Annotated in this window: 21 protein-coding genes; 11 read left to right on the top strand and 10 right to left on the bottom strand. The window is 54.0% G+C overall.

The genetic code is table 11. The features are described 5' to 3' along the window. Nucleotides 1–267: 267 nt before the first annotated feature. Nucleotides 268–357: a YnhF family membrane protein gene (locus FHW71_RS06320; RefSeq protein WP_007892756.1), complete on the top strand. Its 90-nt coding sequence runs from the start codon at nucleotides 268–270 to the stop codon at nucleotides 355–357. 56 nt (nucleotides 358–413) lie between these two features. Here FHW71_RS06320 and FHW71_RS06315 read toward each other — a convergent pair whose 3' ends face one another. Continuing rightward, on the bottom strand, nucleotides 414–1,205 hold the full coding sequence (locus tag FHW71_RS06315) for a C40 family peptidase (RefSeq protein WP_061716685.1): 792 nt from the start codon (nucleotides 1,203–1,205) through the stop codon (nucleotides 414–416). A gap of 364 nt (nucleotides 1,206–1,569) precedes the next feature. Here FHW71_RS06315 and FHW71_RS06310 point away from each other — a divergent pair, with 364 nt between their 5' ends. Further along, nucleotides 1,570–1,905, top strand: a complete 336-nt coding sequence (locus FHW71_RS06310; protein WP_175501675.1) for a Grx4 family monothiol glutaredoxin — start codon at nucleotides 1,570–1,572, stop codon at nucleotides 1,903–1,905. Nucleotides 1,906–1,940: 35 nt separating this feature from the next. Here FHW71_RS06310 and rnt read toward each other — a convergent pair whose 3' ends face one another. From rnt to eptA, 5 genes are all read right to left on the bottom strand, one after another. Then, entirely contained in the window at nucleotides 1,941–2,609 is a 669-nt protein-coding gene (gene rnt, locus FHW71_RS06305; protein WP_154152440.1) for a ribonuclease T, read from the bottom strand. Between the two features lie 107 nt (nucleotides 2,610–2,716). Then, nucleotides 2,717–3,124, bottom strand: coding sequence for a lactoylglutathione lyase (gloA, locus tag FHW71_RS06300; RefSeq protein ID WP_007892766.1), 408 nt, complete (start codon nucleotides 3,122–3,124; stop codon nucleotides 2,717–2,719). A 101-nt stretch (nucleotides 3,125–3,225) separates the two neighbouring features. Then, the gene (locus tag FHW71_RS06295) at nucleotides 3,226–4,323 is read right to left on the bottom strand and encodes an alkene reductase (protein WP_008110301.1); all 1,098 of its coding nucleotides are present in this window, start codon (nucleotides 4,321–4,323) and stop codon (nucleotides 3,226–3,228) included. 50 nt (nucleotides 4,324–4,373) lie between these two features. Further along, nucleotides 4,374–4,970, bottom strand: a complete 597-nt coding sequence (locus FHW71_RS06290; protein WP_179451116.1) for a TetR/AcrR family transcriptional regulator — start codon at nucleotides 4,968–4,970, stop codon at nucleotides 4,374–4,376. 39 nt (nucleotides 4,971–5,009) lie between these two features. Continuing rightward, entirely contained in the window at nucleotides 5,010–6,647 is a 1,638-nt protein-coding gene (gene eptA / locus FHW71_RS06285) for a phosphoethanolamine transferase EptA (RefSeq protein ID WP_179451114.1), read from the bottom strand. Nucleotides 6,648–6,875: 228 nt separating this feature from the next. On the opposite strand from eptA, the gene FHW71_RS06280 reads away from it, so the two are divergent. From FHW71_RS06280 to FHW71_RS06265, 4 genes are all read left to right on the top strand, one after another. Beyond that, nucleotides 6,876–7,115 carry a DUF1289 domain-containing protein gene (locus tag FHW71_RS06280; RefSeq protein WP_008110296.1) on the top strand — a complete coding sequence of 80 codons (240 nt, stop codon included), beginning with the start codon at nucleotides 6,876–6,878 and terminating at the stop codon, nucleotides 7,113–7,115. Between the two features lie 72 nt (nucleotides 7,116–7,187). After that, a complete protein-coding gene (locus FHW71_RS06275) occupies nucleotides 7,188–8,084 on the top strand; it encodes an aldo/keto reductase family oxidoreductase (RefSeq protein ID WP_179451112.1) in 897 nt (298 codons plus the stop codon). Nucleotides 8,085–8,164: 80 nt separating this feature from the next. Next, nucleotides 8,165–8,683 (top strand): superoxide dismutase family protein, encoded by a 519-nt coding sequence (sodC, locus tag FHW71_RS06270; protein WP_179451110.1) that lies wholly within the window; start codon nucleotides 8,165–8,167, stop codon nucleotides 8,681–8,683. Between the two features lie 130 nt (nucleotides 8,684–8,813). Next, nucleotides 8,814–9,281 (top strand): hypothetical protein, encoded by a 468-nt coding sequence (locus FHW71_RS06265; RefSeq protein ID WP_179451108.1) that lies wholly within the window; start codon nucleotides 8,814–8,816, stop codon nucleotides 9,279–9,281. Here FHW71_RS06265 and FHW71_RS06260 read toward each other — a convergent pair whose 3' ends face one another. The 3 genes from FHW71_RS06260 to FHW71_RS06250 are packed head-to-tail and all read right to left on the bottom strand — an operon-like array spanning nucleotide 9,282 to nucleotide 12,390. Next, complete coding sequence (locus FHW71_RS06260) at nucleotides 9,282–11,282, bottom strand: FUSC family protein (RefSeq protein WP_179451106.1); 2,001 nt, start codon at nucleotides 11,280–11,282, stop codon at nucleotides 9,282–9,284. Nucleotides 11,283–11,289: 7 nt separating this feature from the next. Then, nucleotides 11,290–12,147 (bottom strand): HlyD family secretion protein, encoded by an 858-nt coding sequence (locus FHW71_RS06255; protein WP_179451104.1) that lies wholly within the window; start codon nucleotides 12,145–12,147, stop codon nucleotides 11,290–11,292. Between the two features lie 6 nt (nucleotides 12,148–12,153). Beyond that, nucleotides 12,154–12,390, bottom strand: a complete 237-nt coding sequence (locus FHW71_RS06250) for a DUF1656 domain-containing protein (protein WP_061716676.1) — start codon at nucleotides 12,388–12,390, stop codon at nucleotides 12,154–12,156. Between the two features lie 151 nt (nucleotides 12,391–12,541). On the opposite strand from FHW71_RS06250, the gene slyA reads away from it, so the two are divergent. After that, nucleotides 12,542–12,979, top strand: a complete 438-nt coding sequence (gene slyA / locus FHW71_RS06245; protein WP_007892783.1) for a transcriptional regulator SlyA — start codon at nucleotides 12,542–12,544, stop codon at nucleotides 12,977–12,979. A gap of 40 nt (nucleotides 12,980–13,019) precedes the next feature. On the opposite strand, the gene slyB is transcribed toward slyA, so the two are convergent. Further along, the gene (gene slyB / locus FHW71_RS06240) at nucleotides 13,020–13,487 is read right to left on the bottom strand and encodes an outer membrane lipoprotein SlyB (protein ID WP_008110282.1); all 468 of its coding nucleotides are present in this window, start codon (nucleotides 13,485–13,487) and stop codon (nucleotides 13,020–13,022) included. A gap of 275 nt (nucleotides 13,488–13,762) precedes the next feature. Between slyB and anmK the strand changes: the two genes are divergently transcribed. From anmK to tyrS, 4 genes are all read left to right on the top strand, one after another. Further along, nucleotides 13,763–14,884 (top strand): anhydro-N-acetylmuramic acid kinase, encoded by a 1,122-nt coding sequence (gene anmK / locus FHW71_RS06235; protein WP_179451102.1) that lies wholly within the window; start codon nucleotides 13,763–13,765, stop codon nucleotides 14,882–14,884. 9 nt (nucleotides 14,885–14,893) lie between these two features. Further along, on the top strand, nucleotides 14,894–15,223 hold the full coding sequence (locus tag FHW71_RS06230; protein ID WP_179451100.1) for an MliC family protein: 330 nt from the start codon (nucleotides 14,894–14,896) through the stop codon (nucleotides 15,221–15,223). Between the two features lie 22 nt (nucleotides 15,224–15,245). Continuing rightward, entirely contained in the window at nucleotides 15,246–15,902 is a 657-nt protein-coding gene (pdxH, locus tag FHW71_RS06225) for a pyridoxamine 5'-phosphate oxidase (RefSeq protein WP_008110277.1), read from the top strand. A 139-nt stretch (nucleotides 15,903–16,041) separates the two neighbouring features. After that, entirely contained in the window at nucleotides 16,042–17,316 is a 1,275-nt protein-coding gene (gene tyrS / locus FHW71_RS06220) for a tyrosine--tRNA ligase (RefSeq protein WP_179451098.1), read from the top strand. Nucleotides 17,317–17,351: the final 35 nt, after the last annotated feature.

Genomic DNA, 17,351 nt, shown 5'->3' with positions numbered 1-17,351 from the left:
GTACTCCTGGGCTTATCGCAACTTACTGATAAGTATATTGTTAAACGTTTGCGTCTGCTAATGCTTTTATAGCCCAAAAAAGCGGGCAAAACGGTGTGTTTTAGCAGGCAAAATCACTTCATCACGCTGAAAATACAGCATGCGCAAAATCTGTTGCGCAACGAAAGGCGGCGATTCTAGCAAGCTGGCGCGGATAACACGAGATTTTTGCCCATTGCTGTGCGAAAATCGCCTTAACCCTAATAATTGTGTGACTAAGGAGTTATGATGAATACCGACCTGAAGCTGGCGCTAATGACCACCGTTGGCGCACTGTTGATGATTATCGCCTTCAGCTTTACCGCGATCATGCATTAACAAAAAAGCCGGAGCTGAGAACAGCATCCGGCTTTTTTATGATTGTTGCGCAACAACTAGCGAATGGTTTTTGGCGTCATCATACGACGCGCGCCCACATAGTGTTTCTGCCAGTAATCCTCACCCAATGCGCTAATCTGAATATCTTTGCCGGTACGCGGCGACTGAATGAATTTCCCGTTGCCGAGATACACGCCAACATGATCGGCAGTGCCGCGATTATTGATGCGGAAGAACACCAGATCACCTTTCTCCAGCATTTCACGCTTAATCGGTGCCGCATCGCGCAGGTGATACATCTCATTGGCGGTGCGTGGGAATTTGAATTTCACCAGATCTTTATAGGCGTACCACACTAAGCCGCTGCAGTCGAAACCGGTGTGTGGCGAAGTGCCGCCCCATTGATAAGGTTTGCCGAGTTGGCCCATTAATTTGGTCATCGCTGTTTCACGCGCTTTTTGATAACGCTGGCGGTGTGCCTTACTCATTTTGATGCCGGTCAGCGCTAACGCTTCATCATCGACGGCGATCTCAGGTGTTTTCTTCGCTAAACGTTGATGACCGTATTTCTTAGCAGAGAGTTTCAGCGGGGATTTTTTGCTGGTGGTCTTGTGCAGCGCGGTTTCTGTTTTGGTCTGTTTTTTGAGTTTGAATTTTTGAACAGCAGTCAGGCGCGATTTTTTAGTGGTGGTTTTCACCGGGCGTCGTTTGCGGCGCTCGTCTTCACGTGCGCTCTTTTTCTCTGCTTTAAGCGAACTGGCATTAACGGGCGCATGCGGAGATGCAGCAGCCACATTAAAAAACAGTTGGGCGAAAGCCAGTATGAAAAGCGTAATTAGTAGACGCATAATCCGGTTACAGGTTAAGCAGGCTGAATGAAAGCAGACTGCGTTAAAGTGAGAGAAATCTGATCAAGCGATCAGCGCCGAGGCAATTCTAATCCACTTTTTTTCCAAAAGGTAAGGCCTTTTTCCATTAATATGTTACCAGATTGATTCTGTAGCAAAAATGAGCTATTTCAGCTGGTTAACGCAGCGAAACTATTGCTAATTATTAATTTATTAATGCCAATTAATGATATGAAAATGTTATTTGTCATGCGTTAACTTAACAAACATGGCGATTTGCCAGTGCAAACGCAAAATCCCGTTTTCAGTCCGGGAGCGAAATCGCTACAATAAACAAACACGAAGTAGAAGATTAAGGAAGGCAATAATGAGTACTGTTGAAAAAATTCAGCGTCAGATCGCAGAAAATCCGATTCTGCTGTACATGAAGGGTTCTCCAAAGCTGCCAAGCTGCGGTTTCTCGGCGCAAGCCGTGCAGGCGCTTTCTGCGTGTGGCGAGCGTTTCGCATACGTGGACATTCTGCAGAACCCGGACATTCGCGCTGAAATGCCAAAATACGCTAACTGGCCAACCTTCCCGCAGCTGTGGGTCGATGGTGAACTGGTCGGCGGCTGCGACATCATCGTTGAGATGTTCCAGCGCGGTGAACTTCAGCCACTGCTGAAAGAAACCGCTGAGAAGTATAAAGAAGCGGAATAATGCAGAAGGCCGACAAATGTCGGCCTTTTCTTAGCTTACTCGGCAGACGCGTCGTCTGCGGATTCTTCACTGAAAGCCAGCGGCCAGCCGCCAAGGCGTTTCCAGCGGTTCACCAACTCACAAAACAGCGTCGCGGTTTGCTCGGTGTCATACAGCGCTGAATGCGCTTGCGTACTATCAAACTCCATTCCCGCCGCTTTACAGGCTTTCGCCAACACGGTTTGCCCCAGCACTAAGCCGCTTAACGCTGCGGTATCAAAGGTGGCAAAAGGGTGGAACGGATTGCGCTTCAGGCTGGCGCGCTCTGCGGCCGCCATCACGAAGTTGAGATCGAAAGTGGCATTGTGCGCCACGATAATGGCGCGATTGCAGCCGCTATCTTTGGTGCCTTTGCGCACCATTTTAAAAATCGCATGCAGCGCTTCATATTCGCTTACCGCACCGCGCAGCGGATTAGTGGGATCGATGCCGGTAAACGCCAGCGCCGCAGGATTCAGAATGGCGCCTTCAAACGGTTCCACATGGAAGTGCAGCGTTTCATCGCGGTGCAACCAGCCGTCTTCATCCATTTTCAGCGTTGTGGCTGCAATTTCCAGCAGTGCATCAGTTTGTGCATTGAAACCTGCGGTTTCAACGTCGATTACAACAGGATAAAAACCGCGGAAGCGTTGGTGGAGAGCGTTTAAAGCGTTCGATTCAGACATCAGGATCTCATGGCAATAAATAGGGCAGCGCGCATTATGGCAAAAATCGCAGGAGGGTGCAGCAGGAGAGGGAAGTCAGCCTGCAATTAGCAGGCTGACCAGCAACCTTAGTTGCCTAAGCCGTGACCGGCATGTTTGTTTTCAATCAGTTCGATCTTGTAGCCGTCTGGATCTTCAACAAACGCAATAATGGTAGAACCGCCTTTTACCGGGCCCGCTTCACGCGTCACGTTGCCGCCCGCGCTGCGAATGCGTTCGCAGGTGTCAGCCACGTTGTCCACGCCCAGCGCGATGTGGCCATAAGCGTTGCCGAGATCGTATTTATCCACGCCCCAGTTGTAAGTCAGCTCAATCACCGCGCCTTCGCTCTCTTCGGTGTAGCCAACGAATGCCAGCGTGTATTTGTACTCGGTGTTTTCGCTCTGACGCAGCACGCGCATGCCGAGCACGCGGGTGTAGAAATCGATAGAACGTTGCAAATCGCCAACGCGTAACATGGTGTGAAGTAAACGCATAACATCCTCTTTTTTAAAACGTCATCAGTGAATGACAAGACAACTTAGTATACACACTGATGAAACAACGCTGCCGCCTATCCAACGCGGCAGCCATTTTCTTACAGGGTTGGATAATCGGTATAGCCTTCCGCGCCGCCGCCGTAGAAGCTCTCAGGACGCTGCGGATTAAGTGGTGCATCCTGCTGCAGACGGGCAACCAAATCCGGGTTAGCGATAAAGTCGCGACCAAACGCCACCGCGTCAATCAGGCCGCGCGCAATCAGATCATCCGCTTTCTCAACGGTGTAGGCACCGGCACCGATAATCACGCCTGGGAACAGCGCACGCACTTTCTCACGGAATGCATCGCTGTATGGCTGTCCGCCTGCCCAGTCTGGCTCAGAAAGGTGCAGATAGGCGATGCCGCGCTTGCCCAACTCGGCGATGTACCACAACGCTGCTTTCTCTTCTTCCGGGCCATTTTCCAGATTCTGGAAGGCACCGATTGGCGAAACGCGGATACCAATACGATCGGCAGACCAGTTAGCAATCGCCGCATCCACCACTTCCAGCGCGAAACGACCACGTTTCTCAATCGAACCGCCATACTCATCGCTACGCTGATTTGAGCCGGGTGCGAGGAACTGATGCATCAGATAACCGTGCGCTGAGTGCAGCTCCAGCAGGTCGAAGTCGGCTTCGCGCGCATTGGCGGCGGCCTGACCAAAATCTTTGACGATTTGCTGAATTTCAGCCACTGACAGCTCGCGCGGCACTGAGGTGTCTTCACGGTAGACCGAACCATCCGCAGCGCGCAGGGAAGTACGTGTACCTGCCGCCAGCGCGGTCGGTGCGACCGGCGCTTTGCCTTCTGGCTGCACGCTATTATGAGAAATGCGGCCGGTGTGCCACAGCTGCACGGCGCTGTGACCTTTAGCGGCATGAATGCCTTCGTTAATCATTTTCCACGCGGCAATTTGCTGCTGTGTGTGCAGACCTGGCGCACCGGCATAGCCTTTCGCCTGGAAAGAGATCTGGGTGGCTTCGGTGATGATCAAACCGGCACTGGCGCGCTGCTGATAATACTCAGCCATCAGCGGCGTCGGAATATCGCCCGGCTCAATGCTGCGCAGGCGCGTCAACGGGGCCATAAAAATGCGGTTCGGTACGGTAATCGCGCCCACTTTGAGTGGGGAGAACAGCTGCTTACTCGCCATATTGATTGCTCCAGGAAGACCGGTCGTCTAGTAACGACGATTTTTAAAAATCAGTGACTTATCAGCCACTGTTCGATGGTTTCGAGCGCCAGACTAATCGGACCCGGCTCTCGGGAAATCTTGCTCTGCAAACTGGCTCCGAGCCACAACAAGTAGCAGCGCTGCGCCAGCTGCTGCGGTGTTTGCCCAAACGGCAGCGGCTGCTCAGCGGCCACCTCAGTCAAACAGCGCGTGTAGGCAGCGATGATGGCATTGGCGCCTTGCTGCAGGGCATCACGCATGGGTTCGGAGAGATCGCACACTTCGGCTGACAATTTCACGCCAAGGCAGCCAACAATATGACCTTGCTCGATAAACAGCCTTTCGCCGTAGCGGAAATGCGCTAACAGGCGTTCGCTCGGCGGTAAACCGGGCTGATTCAGCTGCTGATCGATCTGTTGCTGGAAGTGGGCGAAGTAGCGCTCAATCAGCGCCACGCCAAAGGCCTCTTTCGAACCGAAATAGTGGTAGAACGAGCCTTTAGTGACTTCCGCCAGCGCCAGCATCTCGATCAAACCCATGCCGGTAAAGCCGCGCTGTAAACAAACCTGCTCGCCAATAGCGAGCAGATGTTCACGAGTATCGTTGCGTTGCAGAGTCTTGTTCATGTGGCGCAGGTTATTAGACCAGTCAGTCTAGCGCAACCCTCAGGTGGCGGTTTGGCACGATCTGTTCATATCCAACTGCGGTTGATACTGCTGCGTCTGGATGTTGAACATGCCTAAAATCGTATGGAAAAGATTATCTTGCGACACCTTTGCATCGGCAGCTTGCTGGCGCAAACAGGCTTCATTGATGTGATTCGCCGCCGCGTATCCCGGTGACATCCACATCAGCAGAGGAATGTGTGTTTGCTGCGAGGGCGCAAACATATAAGGCGCACCGTGCAGATACATCCCGCGCTCGCCAAGCGATTCGCCGTGATCGGAGAGATAAACCAGCGCCACATTGAAGCGATCGCTCAGGCCTTTGAGCTTATCGATGGTGCGGCTCAGCATGGCGTCGGTATACAGCAGCGAGTTATCGTAGGTATTTACCAATGCCTGATGATCGCAATCCTGAATCTGTTTGCTGTCGCAGGTGGGCGTAAAACGGCGGAACTCAGCCGGATAACGCTGATAATAGGCTGGACCGTGGCTGCCCATTTGATGCAGTACAATAATGCCGTCGTTGTGTAGGCTATCAACATAGTTATCAAGACGATGCAGCAACACATCATCCTGGCAAAACCCATCGTGACAATATTGCGGCAGTTTCCACTGCGTCATATCGGTGTGCGGCACGCGGTCGCAGGTGCCTTTGCAACCACCATCGTTCTCGCGCCACAGCACGCTCACGCCGGCATGCGCCAGGATATCAAGCACGCCTTCCTGATGGTGCGCCAGATTCGCGTCGTAATGCACGCGTGGCATATTGGAGAACATGCAGGGCACCGATATAGCGGTTTCTGTGCCACAGGAAATGGCGTTGGGATAGTAAATGACCTGCTGTTTTTTCAGCTCCGGATTGGTGTCACGCGCGTAGCCACCCAGCGAAAAATTCTCGGCACGCGCCGTTTCACCCACCACTAACACCACCAGCGTTTTCTTGGTTGCTGCGGAGATTAATGGGCCTTTGTGGGCATCCTCGCCAATCTTTACCAACTCCTGACTACCTTGCAGATAACGTTGATCGACATAGTGGCCAGTACCGCTGACCACGTTGGCCGGAGTAATCATCTTGATCAGGTTTTTATTGTTGCGAATCAGCGAGGCGTAATCTTTGTAAAACAGCGCCGCCATCAGCAATATGATTAATATTGCCCCCAGTGCGCCCGTCAGACGTTGCAGCAGATTCCACCACCAGCGCGTGCCATTATTGATGCGCACGCCGCAAATCAGCACAACCGGCACCATTCCCATCAACAGCATCCAGAGTAGATAGCGACTGCTGATCAGCGCACCGGCTTCCTGCGGGTCGGATTCAAAGACGTTTTGAATCATATTGGTGTCGATCACCGTGCCAAAACTGTGCATGAAGTAATTGGCGGCGGCGCTAACTAATACCAGCGCAATTAGCAACGGTTTGCGCAGATAAGGCCAGGCGGCTAGCGAGAAGAGAAAATAGAAAGCCGAGGCGAGCACCAGCGGAATACTGGCGGCGAACAGATAATCGTGGACGTGATCGTAAGGGATCATTTCCCAGGCGCGCAGCAAGAAAAGGGCATTCAAGACTAATGCGAAAAACAGGGCGGCAATAAGATTAAATCCGTTGGTGCCGCACTGAAAGGTGATCGGGAATCTCATGAAAACTCAACGGTAAGAAGTAATGTGACAATCGTATGAAGACAAGATGAGGAAAACCTTAACGAAGATTAAACATAAGCAATCCAAATCCTTTAAATGCTGGCTTTTTGGTAAACAGGCGTAACGAAATGCCGCGATGGCTTGATTATGCGCAATGCCCGTATACTCTTTGCACAATGTCATTAAGCTGTTATCAATGTGATTTGAGATGTTAATTGCGGAGTGAATGTGGCCGAGCAACTAGAGTTCTTCCCCGTTCCCAGCCCGTGTCGTGGCATTTGCCAGAGTGACGCACGTGGCTATTGTCGTGGCTGTTTACGCAGCCGGGAAGAGCGCTTTAACTGGATGAAATTCAGCGATGCGCAAAAGCGCGATGTGCTGCGCTTGTGCCGGCAACGCTTTTTGCGCCTGCAGCGCCAGCAAAAAGTCGATGAAGATCATGATCCACAACAACCGGAACTGTTTTAAGAAAACGACGATTTGCCTTTCCGTTATACTCCCGCTTTCGTTATCTGGAATCGTGTTTAGGGGAGTTTAACCATGTTACAACCGCAGGCTATTGCACCGCAGGGACCGTCCTTTTCACCGCTGATTGCCGGTTACTGGCGTTTAATGGAGTGGGGCATGACGCCGCAGCAAGTGGTGCAGTTTATTGAGCACCATTTAGCGCTGGGCATCACCACTGTCGATCACGCTGATATCTACGGCGATTACCAGTGTGAAGCCGCCTTTGGTGAAGCACTGCGCCTGGCACCGGGTTTGCGTGAAAAGCTGCAAATCGTCACTAAATGCGGCATTGCGACGCGCGCCAAACCCGAACACCGCATTGGTCACTACATCACCGAAGCCAGCCACATTCTGCACAGCGCCGAAAATTCGCTGCGCCATTTCAATACCGATTACCTCGATTTGCTGCTAATTCATCGTCCGGACCCGTTGATGGACGCGGATGAAATTGCCGAAGCCTTTACGGCGTTGCATCAGAGCGGCAAAGTGCGCCATTTTGGCGTCTCTAACTTCACTGCGTCTCAGTTCACGCTGCTGCAATCGCGTTTGCCATTTAGTCTGGTCACTAATCAACTGGAAATCTCCCCGCTGGAGCAAACGTCGCTGCTGGATGGCTCGCTCGATCAGTGCCAGCAGAACCGTATCCGCCCAATGGCGTGGTCCTGCCTCGGCGGCGGTCGCGTGTTTAACGATCCACACTATCAGCCGTTGCGCGATGAGCTGGAGCAGGTGAAGCAGGAGATTGGCGCCAGCAATATCGAGCAAGTGGTGTATGCATGGGTGATGAAGCTGCCAAGCCATCCGCTGCCGATTATTGGATCAGGCAAAATTGAACGTGTGAAAGAAGCGGTTGGCGCCTGCCAGTTAACCCTCGATCGCCAGCAATGGTTCCGCATCCGCAAAGCCGCCATTGGCTACGATGTGCCCTAAAGCGTAAAGCTGCGTCAAATTACGGCAGCCTGGATGAAAGCAGTCCAGGCTTACAGAGAATCTAACCGTAAGGAGACGTTATGAAGAAAACCCTCATTGTTATGCTGGCTCTGGCCTGCGCCGCAGGCGCGCAGGCGGCGTCAGAAGAAGTCACGCTGCACGAAACCACCGCGCAGGGCATCGGAACGGCAATTGGCAAAGTCACTATCAGCGAAACGCCGTACGGTGTGCAATTTACGCCAGCGTTAAGCGGCCTAAAGCCGGGCGTTCATGGTTTCCACGTGCATGCCAAAGGCAGCTGTGAACCGGGCGAATCGGACGGTAAAACGGTGGCGGCCGGTGCGGCGGGCGGACATCTCGACCCGCAAAAAACCGGCAAGCATCTTGGCCCGTACGCCGATGGTCACCTTGGCGACTTGCCCGCGCTGTTTGTAACCGAAGATGGCAAGGCGAATTATCCGGTGGTTGCGCCACGCATCAAATCCCTGAGTGAAATCAAAGGTAAAGCTTTGATGGTGCATGTGGGTGGCGATAATCATGCCGACCATCCACAACCGCTTGGCGGCGGCGGGGCGCGTTTTGCCTGCGGTGTAATTTAACCTCCTGGGCGGCAGCAGCTTGTCGCCCTGATCTTCTTACTCTGAAAAAAATTGACCCATTTTCTTGCTACTCTCAGCGGTTTTTCCGTCCTATGATATTGATTCAGGAATAAAACCTTCAGGGGCAGGAATGAAAGCGCGTGGGATGATGTTGTTATGTTTATTGCTGGTGGGATGCGATCAACCCAACGACACACAGCTGCGTTTAGATGCCAGTCGACAACTGCAACGCACCATCGATACCAACCCGCTGCGTGTTGAGTGTGAAAAGATTGCGCGTGGGCGTGAATGGCTGACACAGCACACCCTCCATCGTCTGGAAGCCAAAGGCTGCGAAAATGTTCTGCGCAGCGCCACCGAAACTAACTTCACCCACAGCGAAACCTATCATCATGCGATGACGGTGGTATGCGGTGGCATTCAGGGTAAAAGTTTCACCGGCACCACCTTGTATCGACGTTTTATCTACTCTTCAGAAGAGAAGGCGCTGGTGATTGAACCGATGACCGATCAGGACAAAACCCGCTTCGAAGGACAGAAATCGCTGCAGCAGTTGCAGGACGATTTTAATCGCCAGACCACGCAATATTGTCAGTGATTAATCCGGCACCGCCTGCGCTAACTGGGCGAGAGAGCAGCGCAGGCGCCACAAAATACCCGCCAGCGTATTTGCTTCGCTCTCTGCTTGCTGCTGCAGTTGCTCAATCATGGTTTCCAACTCATCCAGCGTGGCCTGCAACGCAGTGTGATGCACGCCGCGCAGACTCATAATCCGTTGCAGATCCTGCAGGCTGCTGTCGCGCATTTGCCCGAGCGTAGCCGAAGTTGGCTGCCATTCGCGCAGCTGCCAGACAATGTGGGAACAGTTGAGTAGCACCACGCCCCAGCGCAGCAGCCAAACACGCGCCTGCTCGTCACGGCTGTTACTGAGCTGACTAATATGATGATAAATTTGCGATTCAAAGTGGCTTTCGCTCAGACGCGGCTGTCGGCGTAGCTGATCGAGAAACGCATGGCGCAGGGCGCGAATATGCCGACGACTACGGCGCGCATCGGAACTGGGACGCAGCACCTGAAACGCCAGCCACGCCAGCAGTACGCCGCACACCTTGGCGATATTGTCATTGAGGAAGCTTTGATAATCCCAATCCGGCGGATTGGTGACGGCGATAAAGGATCCCATAAAAACAATAAATTGACCCCACATTCCCGCACGTTTCTTCTGCTGCAGTTTAAACAACTGCAAGGTGAGCAGCAGCGGAAACAGCACCAGCAAAAACTGCCACAGCGCGCTGATTTGCACCATCAAACCAAACTGCAGCACAAAACTAAACAGCGACAGCCACAGCAAGGTTTTGAGTAACAGCGAGACGCTGCCGCTCGGCGAAGGCGCGGAAGAGTAAAGCACGCACGCGATGGCGGTGAGCGTCAGGGCGGCGGCACCGGAATCCCATTGCGTAGTGATCCAAAAGGCGCAGCCCAGCATAATGACGCTAAAAGTGCGCAGGGCGCTCCAGCCGGCTTCTGCGCTGTCGCTTTCGCGCGCCAGCGACGGCGCATACGGTGGCTGAAATCGGGTATCGGCATCGGCGCGTTCAATCAGGCGAATCCAGCGATTGACGTTGAGATAGACCCAGCAGAAATAGCGCAGTCGCTGGACAAAGGCGCGTTGGCGGTAATCACCGGTTGCTGATGGCGTGATGCCACGCAAAATCAGCGCCAAACGGTATTTGTCGCAGTGCGGCTGCGCCAATTCGTGAAGCAGTTTTGCCATGGCATCGTAAAGTTCGGGCGGTGCATCGGGCCAGTTCAGCAACATGCGGCGCAGACTGGAGAGCACGCTGGTCAGACGCAGCTGCTGATGCAGCACATAGTTCAGCACGTTGTTCTGACGGCGGAAGCGATAGTGGCTCCAGAACGCCTGAATGCGCAGCAGGTTCATGGTAAGAATCTGGCTGATGACATTCTCATGAGCGGTGCGCACGTTATCGGTGCTGCCTTGCTGCAGTAATAACACCGCATGATCCAGCAAACGCGCGTGCATCTGACGCAGTGAACTCATCAGTGCATTGCCATCCGAGGTGCTGGGCAGAATCATCATCATCAATCCGGCGCAAAGAATACCGGAGATCACTTCGCACACGCGCGCCTGGGCGATATCCCACAGCTGAGTGACATCGGTGATATTGACGCTGCTAAAGGCAATGATGGCGGCGGTATATCCCGCCAGCGAAAACGCGTAGGCCACGTTGTTTTGGTAGTGATTGGCGATCCACGTGCAGAACGCCAGCCAACCGGCCATGAAAAAGGCAAACAGCCAGGGCTCGTTTAGCGTGTGTCCGGCAATCAGCAGCGCGGCGCTGGCACCGAGCAAACTGCCAACGATACGCCCCAGACTTTTACTGATGGCACCGCCGACGGTGGGAAAACTCACCACCGCCGCCGATGTCATGGCCCAGTATGGTTCATCGAGTTGCAGCGCATAAGCGATGGTCAAGGCGAGACACATCGCAATGCCATTACGCAGCGCGTAGCGCCACTCGCCCCAGCTTGCTTTTATCCACGGCAGATTTTGCCAGGCCAGCCACTGAAAATTCATCACAACCTCAGTGCGCGATCGAGATGGTGCAGGTGGTGCCTGCCACCAGCGGCACGCCTTCCGGCAACGCATCTAAGCGAATGCGCACCGGCACGCGCTGCGCCAGACGCACCCAGGGCACGTTAGGCTTGATATCCGGCACCAAACCGCCATCGCTGGCGACGCTTTGGTCATAAATGGCGCGTCCAATACTCTCGACTTTGCCCTGCAAACGCGCACCGTTGCTGTACAACACAATCTGCGCCGCAGCGCCGGGTTGAATATGGCGCAGCTTGGTCTCTTCGAAATAGCCCATCACGTAGTAAGAGTGGCTATCGACCAGCGCAAACAGCGGCGTACCGGCGCTGGCATAGTTGCCGGTACGAAGCGTCAGATTGCTGATCCAGCCATCGGTGGGCGCGGTAATTGTAGTTTGATCGAGGTTCCAGCGCGCCTGATCGAGGCTGGCCTGCGCGGCTTTCGCCGTTGATGCGGCGGCATTGGCGGTTAAGCGTGCGGCGTCCATATCTTCCGCTGAAATGACGTTGCGCGGCAGGCTGGCTCGGCGATTGGCTTCATGCTGCGCCTTCGCCAGGTCGGCCTGCGCTTTGGCTAACTGCGCTTCGGCATTGGCCTGTGCGATTTGCCACGGCACCGGATCGAGCTTGAGCAGCACATCACCTTTATGCACGAACTGATTGTCACGCACCTCCAGGGCGATGATGCGCCCGGACACTTCCGGCGTGATATCCACCAGCTCGGCGCGGACTTTGCCATCACGCGTCCACGGCGATTGCATGTAGTAATTCCACATCCACCATCCGGCAAGCAGGGCCAGCGCAAAGATCACTAGGGTTGAAAAATACTTAAAAGGGTTGAATTTCATAGTGATTTATCCGAGGCTCAGTAACCACAATGCGCCAGCAACGCACAGTACAAATAGGGAAAGGTCCATTAAGGTGGGATGCCACACATCGCCGGAGTAGATCCAGCCGCGTATCAGCGGGTGAATCAACAGCCAGAAAAAGAAACCGAGTAACACCGCTTTAAACAGCGGCGGGAAAAACAGCGACGCACCGAACACCAGGTCGGTAAGCGGGGCGCTGGAGGAAAAAGCGGTTAGGGACACGTGTCATCATCCTTTTTGACCGGGAATCATCTAAATAGAGCGTAGACGGCAAGCGTATATGCAGGCCTGGTATTTGTAATTTGCCAGGTAAACTCGCAGAATAGTGTAAAATCTGGCTTAATAGCTAGCAAGCTAATTATAAGGAGATGCAATGGATACGCCCTTGGGAACCGATCTGTCTCGCCTGGTGCGCATTTGGCGCGCGTTAATCGATCAGCGTTTAAAACCGCTCGAGTTGACACAAACACACTGGGTGACGTTACACAACATTCATCAACTTCCGCCAGAGCAGTCTCAGATTCAGCTGGCAAAAGCCATCGGCATTGAGCAGCCTTCACTGGTTCGCACGCTGGATCAGCTGGAAGAGAAGGGATTGATCACCCGCGCGACCTGCGCCAACGATCGCCGTGCCAAGCGCATCAAGCTGACCAAGCAAGCTGAGCCGATCATCGAGCAGGTTGAAAATGTGATTGATGCCACGCGCGATGACATTCTTTCCGGCATCAGCCTGGAAGAGATCAATCAGATGGTGACGCTGATTGCGCGGCTGGAAAAAAACATTCTCGAGTTTCACAACCGCGAGAAATAAAAAAACCGACGCCAGGCGTCGGTTTTTTTTATCTATTCGCTTAACGTGGCGAAACGGTAACCTGGCTGCCGTTTGACGCCATCACGACGCGCTGGCCAACCGAGTAACGGGTGGCAGCTTGCTTCTGCACCACCATGATGGTGTTGCCATCATCCTTGCGGATTTCCAGCTCGACACCGTCAGATTTGTTGACCGCACCCTGAACGCCCTGACCGGCTACGCCACCGAGTACCGCACCGCCTGCGGTTGCCAGACTGCGACCGCTGCCGCCGCCAATGGTGTTACCGAGGAAACCACCCAGCACCGCACCACCAATTGCGCCAATCACGTTGTTTTCATCGCCGCCCTGGATTTTCACCGGACGCACCGAAACCAGCGTGCCATAGGAAACACTTTGTACTTGTTTAGCTTCGCTGGCGCTGTAAACGTCACCGGAAAGGGTGCTGTCGTTGGCACAACCTGCCAGAGTTAAGCCGGTCAACGCCACGGCTACAAAACGCTTAATCATCAGAACGCTCCTTAATGCAAAAAAACGCCATATTTCTCATCCTGTACTGCACAGAGTATAAGACAGAAAACTGGCAAATGACTCTAAGTCCGTATAATACGCGGCTGAGGCGAAGCATAGACCGTCTCCCATCAACAAAAATTCAATTACCTGCAGAAAATATTTCTGAGCTGGAACACACTGCGCAGTGACGCTGAAAAGCGGAATTTTATCATAGAATTAGCCCCGGTAATTTGCCAGGCTTAAGCCAGATGATGTTAAGGGAGTGAACCGCTATGAAATCAGGACGCTATATTGGCGTGATGTCCGGCACCAGCCTTGATGGCGTGGACGTAGTACTGGCGGCCATTGATGGGCAAATGGTGGCGCAGCAGGCCAGCTATTGTCATCCCATCCCGCAGGAATTACGCCAGCAGGTGTTGGCCATTTGTCAGGGACAATCATTGACGCTATCGCAGCTCGGACAACTGGACACGCGGCTTGGCAAACTGTTCGCCGAGGCGGTATTGACCTTGATGCACCAGCAGTCGCTGGAAGCCAGCGACATTATGGCGATTGGCTGCCACGGACAAACGGTGTGGCATGAGCCGCAAAGTGATGCGCCGAATACGCTGCAAATTGGCGATAACAACCAGATTGCGGCGGCCACCGGCGTGACGGTGATCGGTGATTTTCGTCGCCGCGATATGGCGCTCGGCGGGCAGGGCGCGCCGCTGGTGCCGGCCTTCCATCAGGCGCTGTTAATGAACAGCGTCGAGCGCCGCATGGTGCTGAATATTGGCGGTATCGCCAATCTGTCGCTATTAATTCCCGGCCAGCCGGTACGCGGTTTTGATACCGGTCCGGGCAATATGCTGATCGATGCGTGGATTTGGCGCAATAAAGGTTTGCCGTACGATAAAGATGCCGCCTGGGCGCGCAGCGGTCAGGTGGTTCCGGCGCTACTGGAGTTAATGCTAGGCGATCCATGGTTTGCGCTGCCGCCGCCAAAAAGCACCGGACGCGAATATTTCAATCTCAGCTGGATTGAGCAGCAGTTGCAGCGTTTCCCGGCGCTGGCACCACAAGATGTGCAAGCCACGTTGACTGAGCTGACGGCGTTGACCATCGCGCAGCAGGTGCAGCTCAACGACGGTTGCGATCGCCTGTTGGTGTGCGGCGGAGGCAGCCGAAATCCGCTGCTGATGGCGCGCCTCGCCACGCATCTGTCGGGTACTGAAGTCGGTACCACCGACGAAGCGGGCATCAGCGGTGATGATATGGAAGCGCTGGCCTTTGCCTGGCTGGCGTTTCGCACATTAAATGGGTTACCGGGCAACCTGCCAGCGGTAACCGGCGCGCGGGAGATGAGTGTATTGGGCGCGATCTATCCGGCCAATCCCCGACCTATTCGTTAAGAGGTGAAGATGAAAAAAACAATTATGATGCTGAGTAGCGTGGCGATATTAAGTGGTTGCGGCATGATGCATAAACAGGAAGAGACGCCACAACAGCTGCGCTACCAGTGCGGCACCTTGCCGCTGACGGTCACCCAGGATAACGCGAAGCAGCAGGTAAGCTTTATTCTTGATGGCAAGCCGCTGACGCTGGCACAAACGGTCTCGGCCTCTGGCGCGCGGTACAGCGACGGCACTTACGTCTTCTGGTCAAAAGGCAATGGTGCTTTTGTTGAACGTAATAACAAAATCGTGATTAATGATTGTGAATTGCAGAACGCGGATACCTCCGCTCAGTAAACGTTAGAGAAAGAGAAACAGCATGAGCGACAGTGACAGCTTGCAAAATATTGCCCATCTGCGTCGTGAATACACTCGCGGCGGGCTGCGACGTAAAGATCTGCCCGATAATCCTCTGGCGCTGTTTGAGCAGTGGCTGCAGCAGGCTTGCACCGCGCAGTTGCCAGATCCGACGGCGATGACGGTGGCCACCGTTGACAGCAGCGGCCAGCCTTATCAGCGCATCGTGCTGCTTAAGCACTACGACGAGCAAGGAATGGTGTTCTATACCAACCTCGGCAGCCGCAAGGCGTTGCAGTTGGCAGAGAATCCGCGTATCTCGCTGCACTTCCCGTGGCACTTCCTGGAGCGTCAGGTGATGGTGCTGGGTGAAGTGGAAAAACTGTCGCCGCTCGAGGTGCTGAAATACTTCAGCAGTCGCCCGCGTGATAGCCAGATTGGTGCGTGGGTGTCGAAGCAGTCGAGCCGCATTTCGGCGCGCGGCGTGCTGGAAGGGAAGTTCCTCGAACTTAAACAAAAATTCCAGCAGGGTGAAGTACCGCTGCCGAGTTTCTGGGGCGGTTACCGCGTAAAATTCCACACCGTTGAGTTCTGGCAGGGCGGCGAACATCGCCTGCACGATCGCTTCCTCTATCAGCGTAATGACAATGGCTGGTCGATTGACCGTTTAGCCCCGTAAAACTGCGTTTTATCCCCTTTCAACGCTGGCGCAGTTGGCGTCAGCGCTTTATGCTATAGCCCTCTTTTTTTTCGTCTCCGCACGTCGGCGGAAAGCTGTGTACCAGCCTAGGTGCAGTCTGATCAATTTGGAGTCAGTGATGACCAGCAGTAACCTGATACAACAATTGCAAGAAAGGGGCTTAGTCGCCCAGGTAACGGATGAAGAAGCGTTAGCAGAGCGACTGGCGCAAGGGCCAATTGCACTCTATTGCGGCTTCGATCCTACCGCTGATAGCTTGCATTTGGGCCATCTGGTGCCGCTGCTCTGCCTGAAACGTTTTCAGGATGCCGGACACAAGCCGGTCGCGCTGGTGGGTGGTGCCACCGGTCTGATTGGCGATCCCAGCTTTAAAGCAGCAGAACGTAAACTTAACACCGCTGAAACCGTTAGCGAGTGGGTCGACAAGATCCGCAACCAGGTCGCGCCTTTCCTGAGCTTCGATTGCGGCGACAACAGCGCAATTGCCGCGAACAACTACGACTGGTTTGGCGGCATGAACGTGCTGACCTTCCTGCGTGACATCGGTAAGCACTTCTCCGTCAACCAGATGATCAACCGTGAAGCGGTGAAACAGCGTCTGAACCGCGAAGATCAGGGCATCTCCTACACCGAGTTCTCTTACAATCTGCTGCAGGGTTATGACTTTGCTGAGCTGAACAAGCGTCACGATGTGGTGCTGCAGATTGGCGGTTCCGATCAGTGGGGCAACATTACTTCTGGTATCGACCTGACGCGTCGTCTGCATCAGCAGCAGGCGTGGGGATTGACCGTACCGCTAATCACCAAATCTGACGGCACCAAATTCGGTAAAACCGAAGGTGGCGCGGTGTGGCTGGATGCGAAGAAAACCAGTCCGTACAAGTTCTACCAGTTCTGGATCAACACCGCAGATGCAGACGTGTATCGCTTCCTGAAGTTCTTCACCTTCATGAGCATTGAAGAGATCAATGCGCTGGAAGAAGAGGACAAAAACAGCGGCAAAGCGCCACGCGCGCAGTACGTGCTGGCTGAGCAGGTCACGCGTCTGGTGCACGGCGAAAGCGGCTTAACCGCGGCAAAACGCATCACCGAGAGCCTGTTCTCTGGCAGTTTGAGTGCGATGACCGAAGCAGACTTCGAGCAGCTGGCGCAGGACGGCATGCCAACCATCACGCTGACGGCAGAAGACGATCTGCAGCAGGCGCTGGTAGCGGCTGAGTTGGTGCCATCACGCGGCCAGGCGCGCACCATGATCGGTTCCAACGCGGTCTCGCTGAATGGCGAAAAACAGTCAGATGCGGAGTACCTTTTCAGCGACAGCGATAAACTGTTTGGACGTTTCACGTTGTTGCGTCGCGGTAAAAAACATTACTGCCTGATTAACTGGCAGTAAGCGTTCAGGGCCGGCTTCCGGCCCTTTTTTTATGG

It is taken from the genome of Enterobacter sp. Sphag1F (genome assembly GCF_014193275.1).
Taxonomy (GTDB): Bacteria; Pseudomonadota; Gammaproteobacteria; order Enterobacterales; family Enterobacteriaceae; genus Pantoea; species Pantoea symbiotica.
The sequence above is the reverse complement of the archived record's forward strand: the minus strand, read 5'-3'. Positions and strand labels throughout refer to the sequence as shown.

Excerpts from the sequence above, each read along its gene's own strand:
- rnt (WP_154152440.1), bottom strand. The coding sequence starts at position 2,609 with ATGTCTGAATCGAACGCTTTAAACGCTCTCCACCAACGCTTCCGCGGT.
- pdxH (WP_008110277.1), top strand. The coding sequence starts at position 15,246 with ATGAGCGACAGTGACAGCTTGCAAAATATTGCCCATCTGCGTCGTGAA.
- FHW71_RS06275 (WP_179451112.1), top strand. The coding sequence starts at position 7,188 with ATGTTACAACCGCAGGCTATTGCACCGCAGGGACCGTCCTTTTCACCG.
- slyA (WP_007892783.1), top strand. The coding sequence starts at position 12,542 with ATGGATACGCCCTTGGGAACCGATCTGTCTCGCCTGGTGCGCATTTGG.
- slyB (WP_008110282.1), bottom strand. The coding sequence starts at position 13,487 with ATGATTAAGCGTTTTGTAGCCGTGGCGTTGACCGGCTTAACTCTGGCA.
- FHW71_RS06320 (WP_007892756.1), top strand. The coding sequence starts at position 268 with ATGAATACCGACCTGAAGCTGGCGCTAATGACCACCGTTGGCGCACTG.
- tyrS (WP_179451098.1), top strand. The coding sequence starts at position 16,042 with ATGACCAGCAGTAACCTGATACAACAATTGCAAGAAAGGGGCTTAGTC.
- eptA (WP_179451114.1), bottom strand. The coding sequence starts at position 6,647 with ATGAGATTCCCGATCACCTTTCAGTGCGGCACCAACGGATTTAATCTT.
- FHW71_RS06260 (WP_179451106.1), bottom strand. The coding sequence starts at position 11,282 with ATGAATTTTCAGTGGCTGGCCTGGCAAAATCTGCCGTGGATAAAAGCA.
- FHW71_RS06290 (WP_179451116.1), bottom strand. The coding sequence starts at position 4,970 with ATGAACAAGACTCTGCAACGCAACGATACTCGTGAACATCTGCTCGCT.
- FHW71_RS06315 (WP_061716685.1), bottom strand. The coding sequence starts at position 1,205 with ATGCGTCTACTAATTACGCTTTTCATACTGGCTTTCGCCCAACTGTTT.
- FHW71_RS06230 (WP_179451100.1), top strand. The coding sequence starts at position 14,894 with ATGAAAAAAACAATTATGATGCTGAGTAGCGTGGCGATATTAAGTGGT.
- FHW71_RS06255 (WP_179451104.1), bottom strand. The coding sequence starts at position 12,147 with ATGAAATTCAACCCTTTTAAGTATTTTTCAACCCTAGTGATCTTTGCG.
- anmK (WP_179451102.1), top strand. The coding sequence starts at position 13,763 with ATGAAATCAGGACGCTATATTGGCGTGATGTCCGGCACCAGCCTTGAT.
- gloA (WP_007892766.1), bottom strand. The coding sequence starts at position 3,124 with ATGCGTTTACTTCACACCATGTTACGCGTTGGCGATTTGCAACGTTCT.
- FHW71_RS06295 (WP_008110301.1), bottom strand. The coding sequence starts at position 4,323 with ATGGCGAGTAAGCAGCTGTTCTCCCCACTCAAAGTGGGCGCGATTACC.
- FHW71_RS06265 (WP_179451108.1), top strand. The coding sequence starts at position 8,814 with ATGAAAGCGCGTGGGATGATGTTGTTATGTTTATTGCTGGTGGGATGC.
- sodC (WP_179451110.1), top strand. The coding sequence starts at position 8,165 with ATGAAGAAAACCCTCATTGTTATGCTGGCTCTGGCCTGCGCCGCAGGC.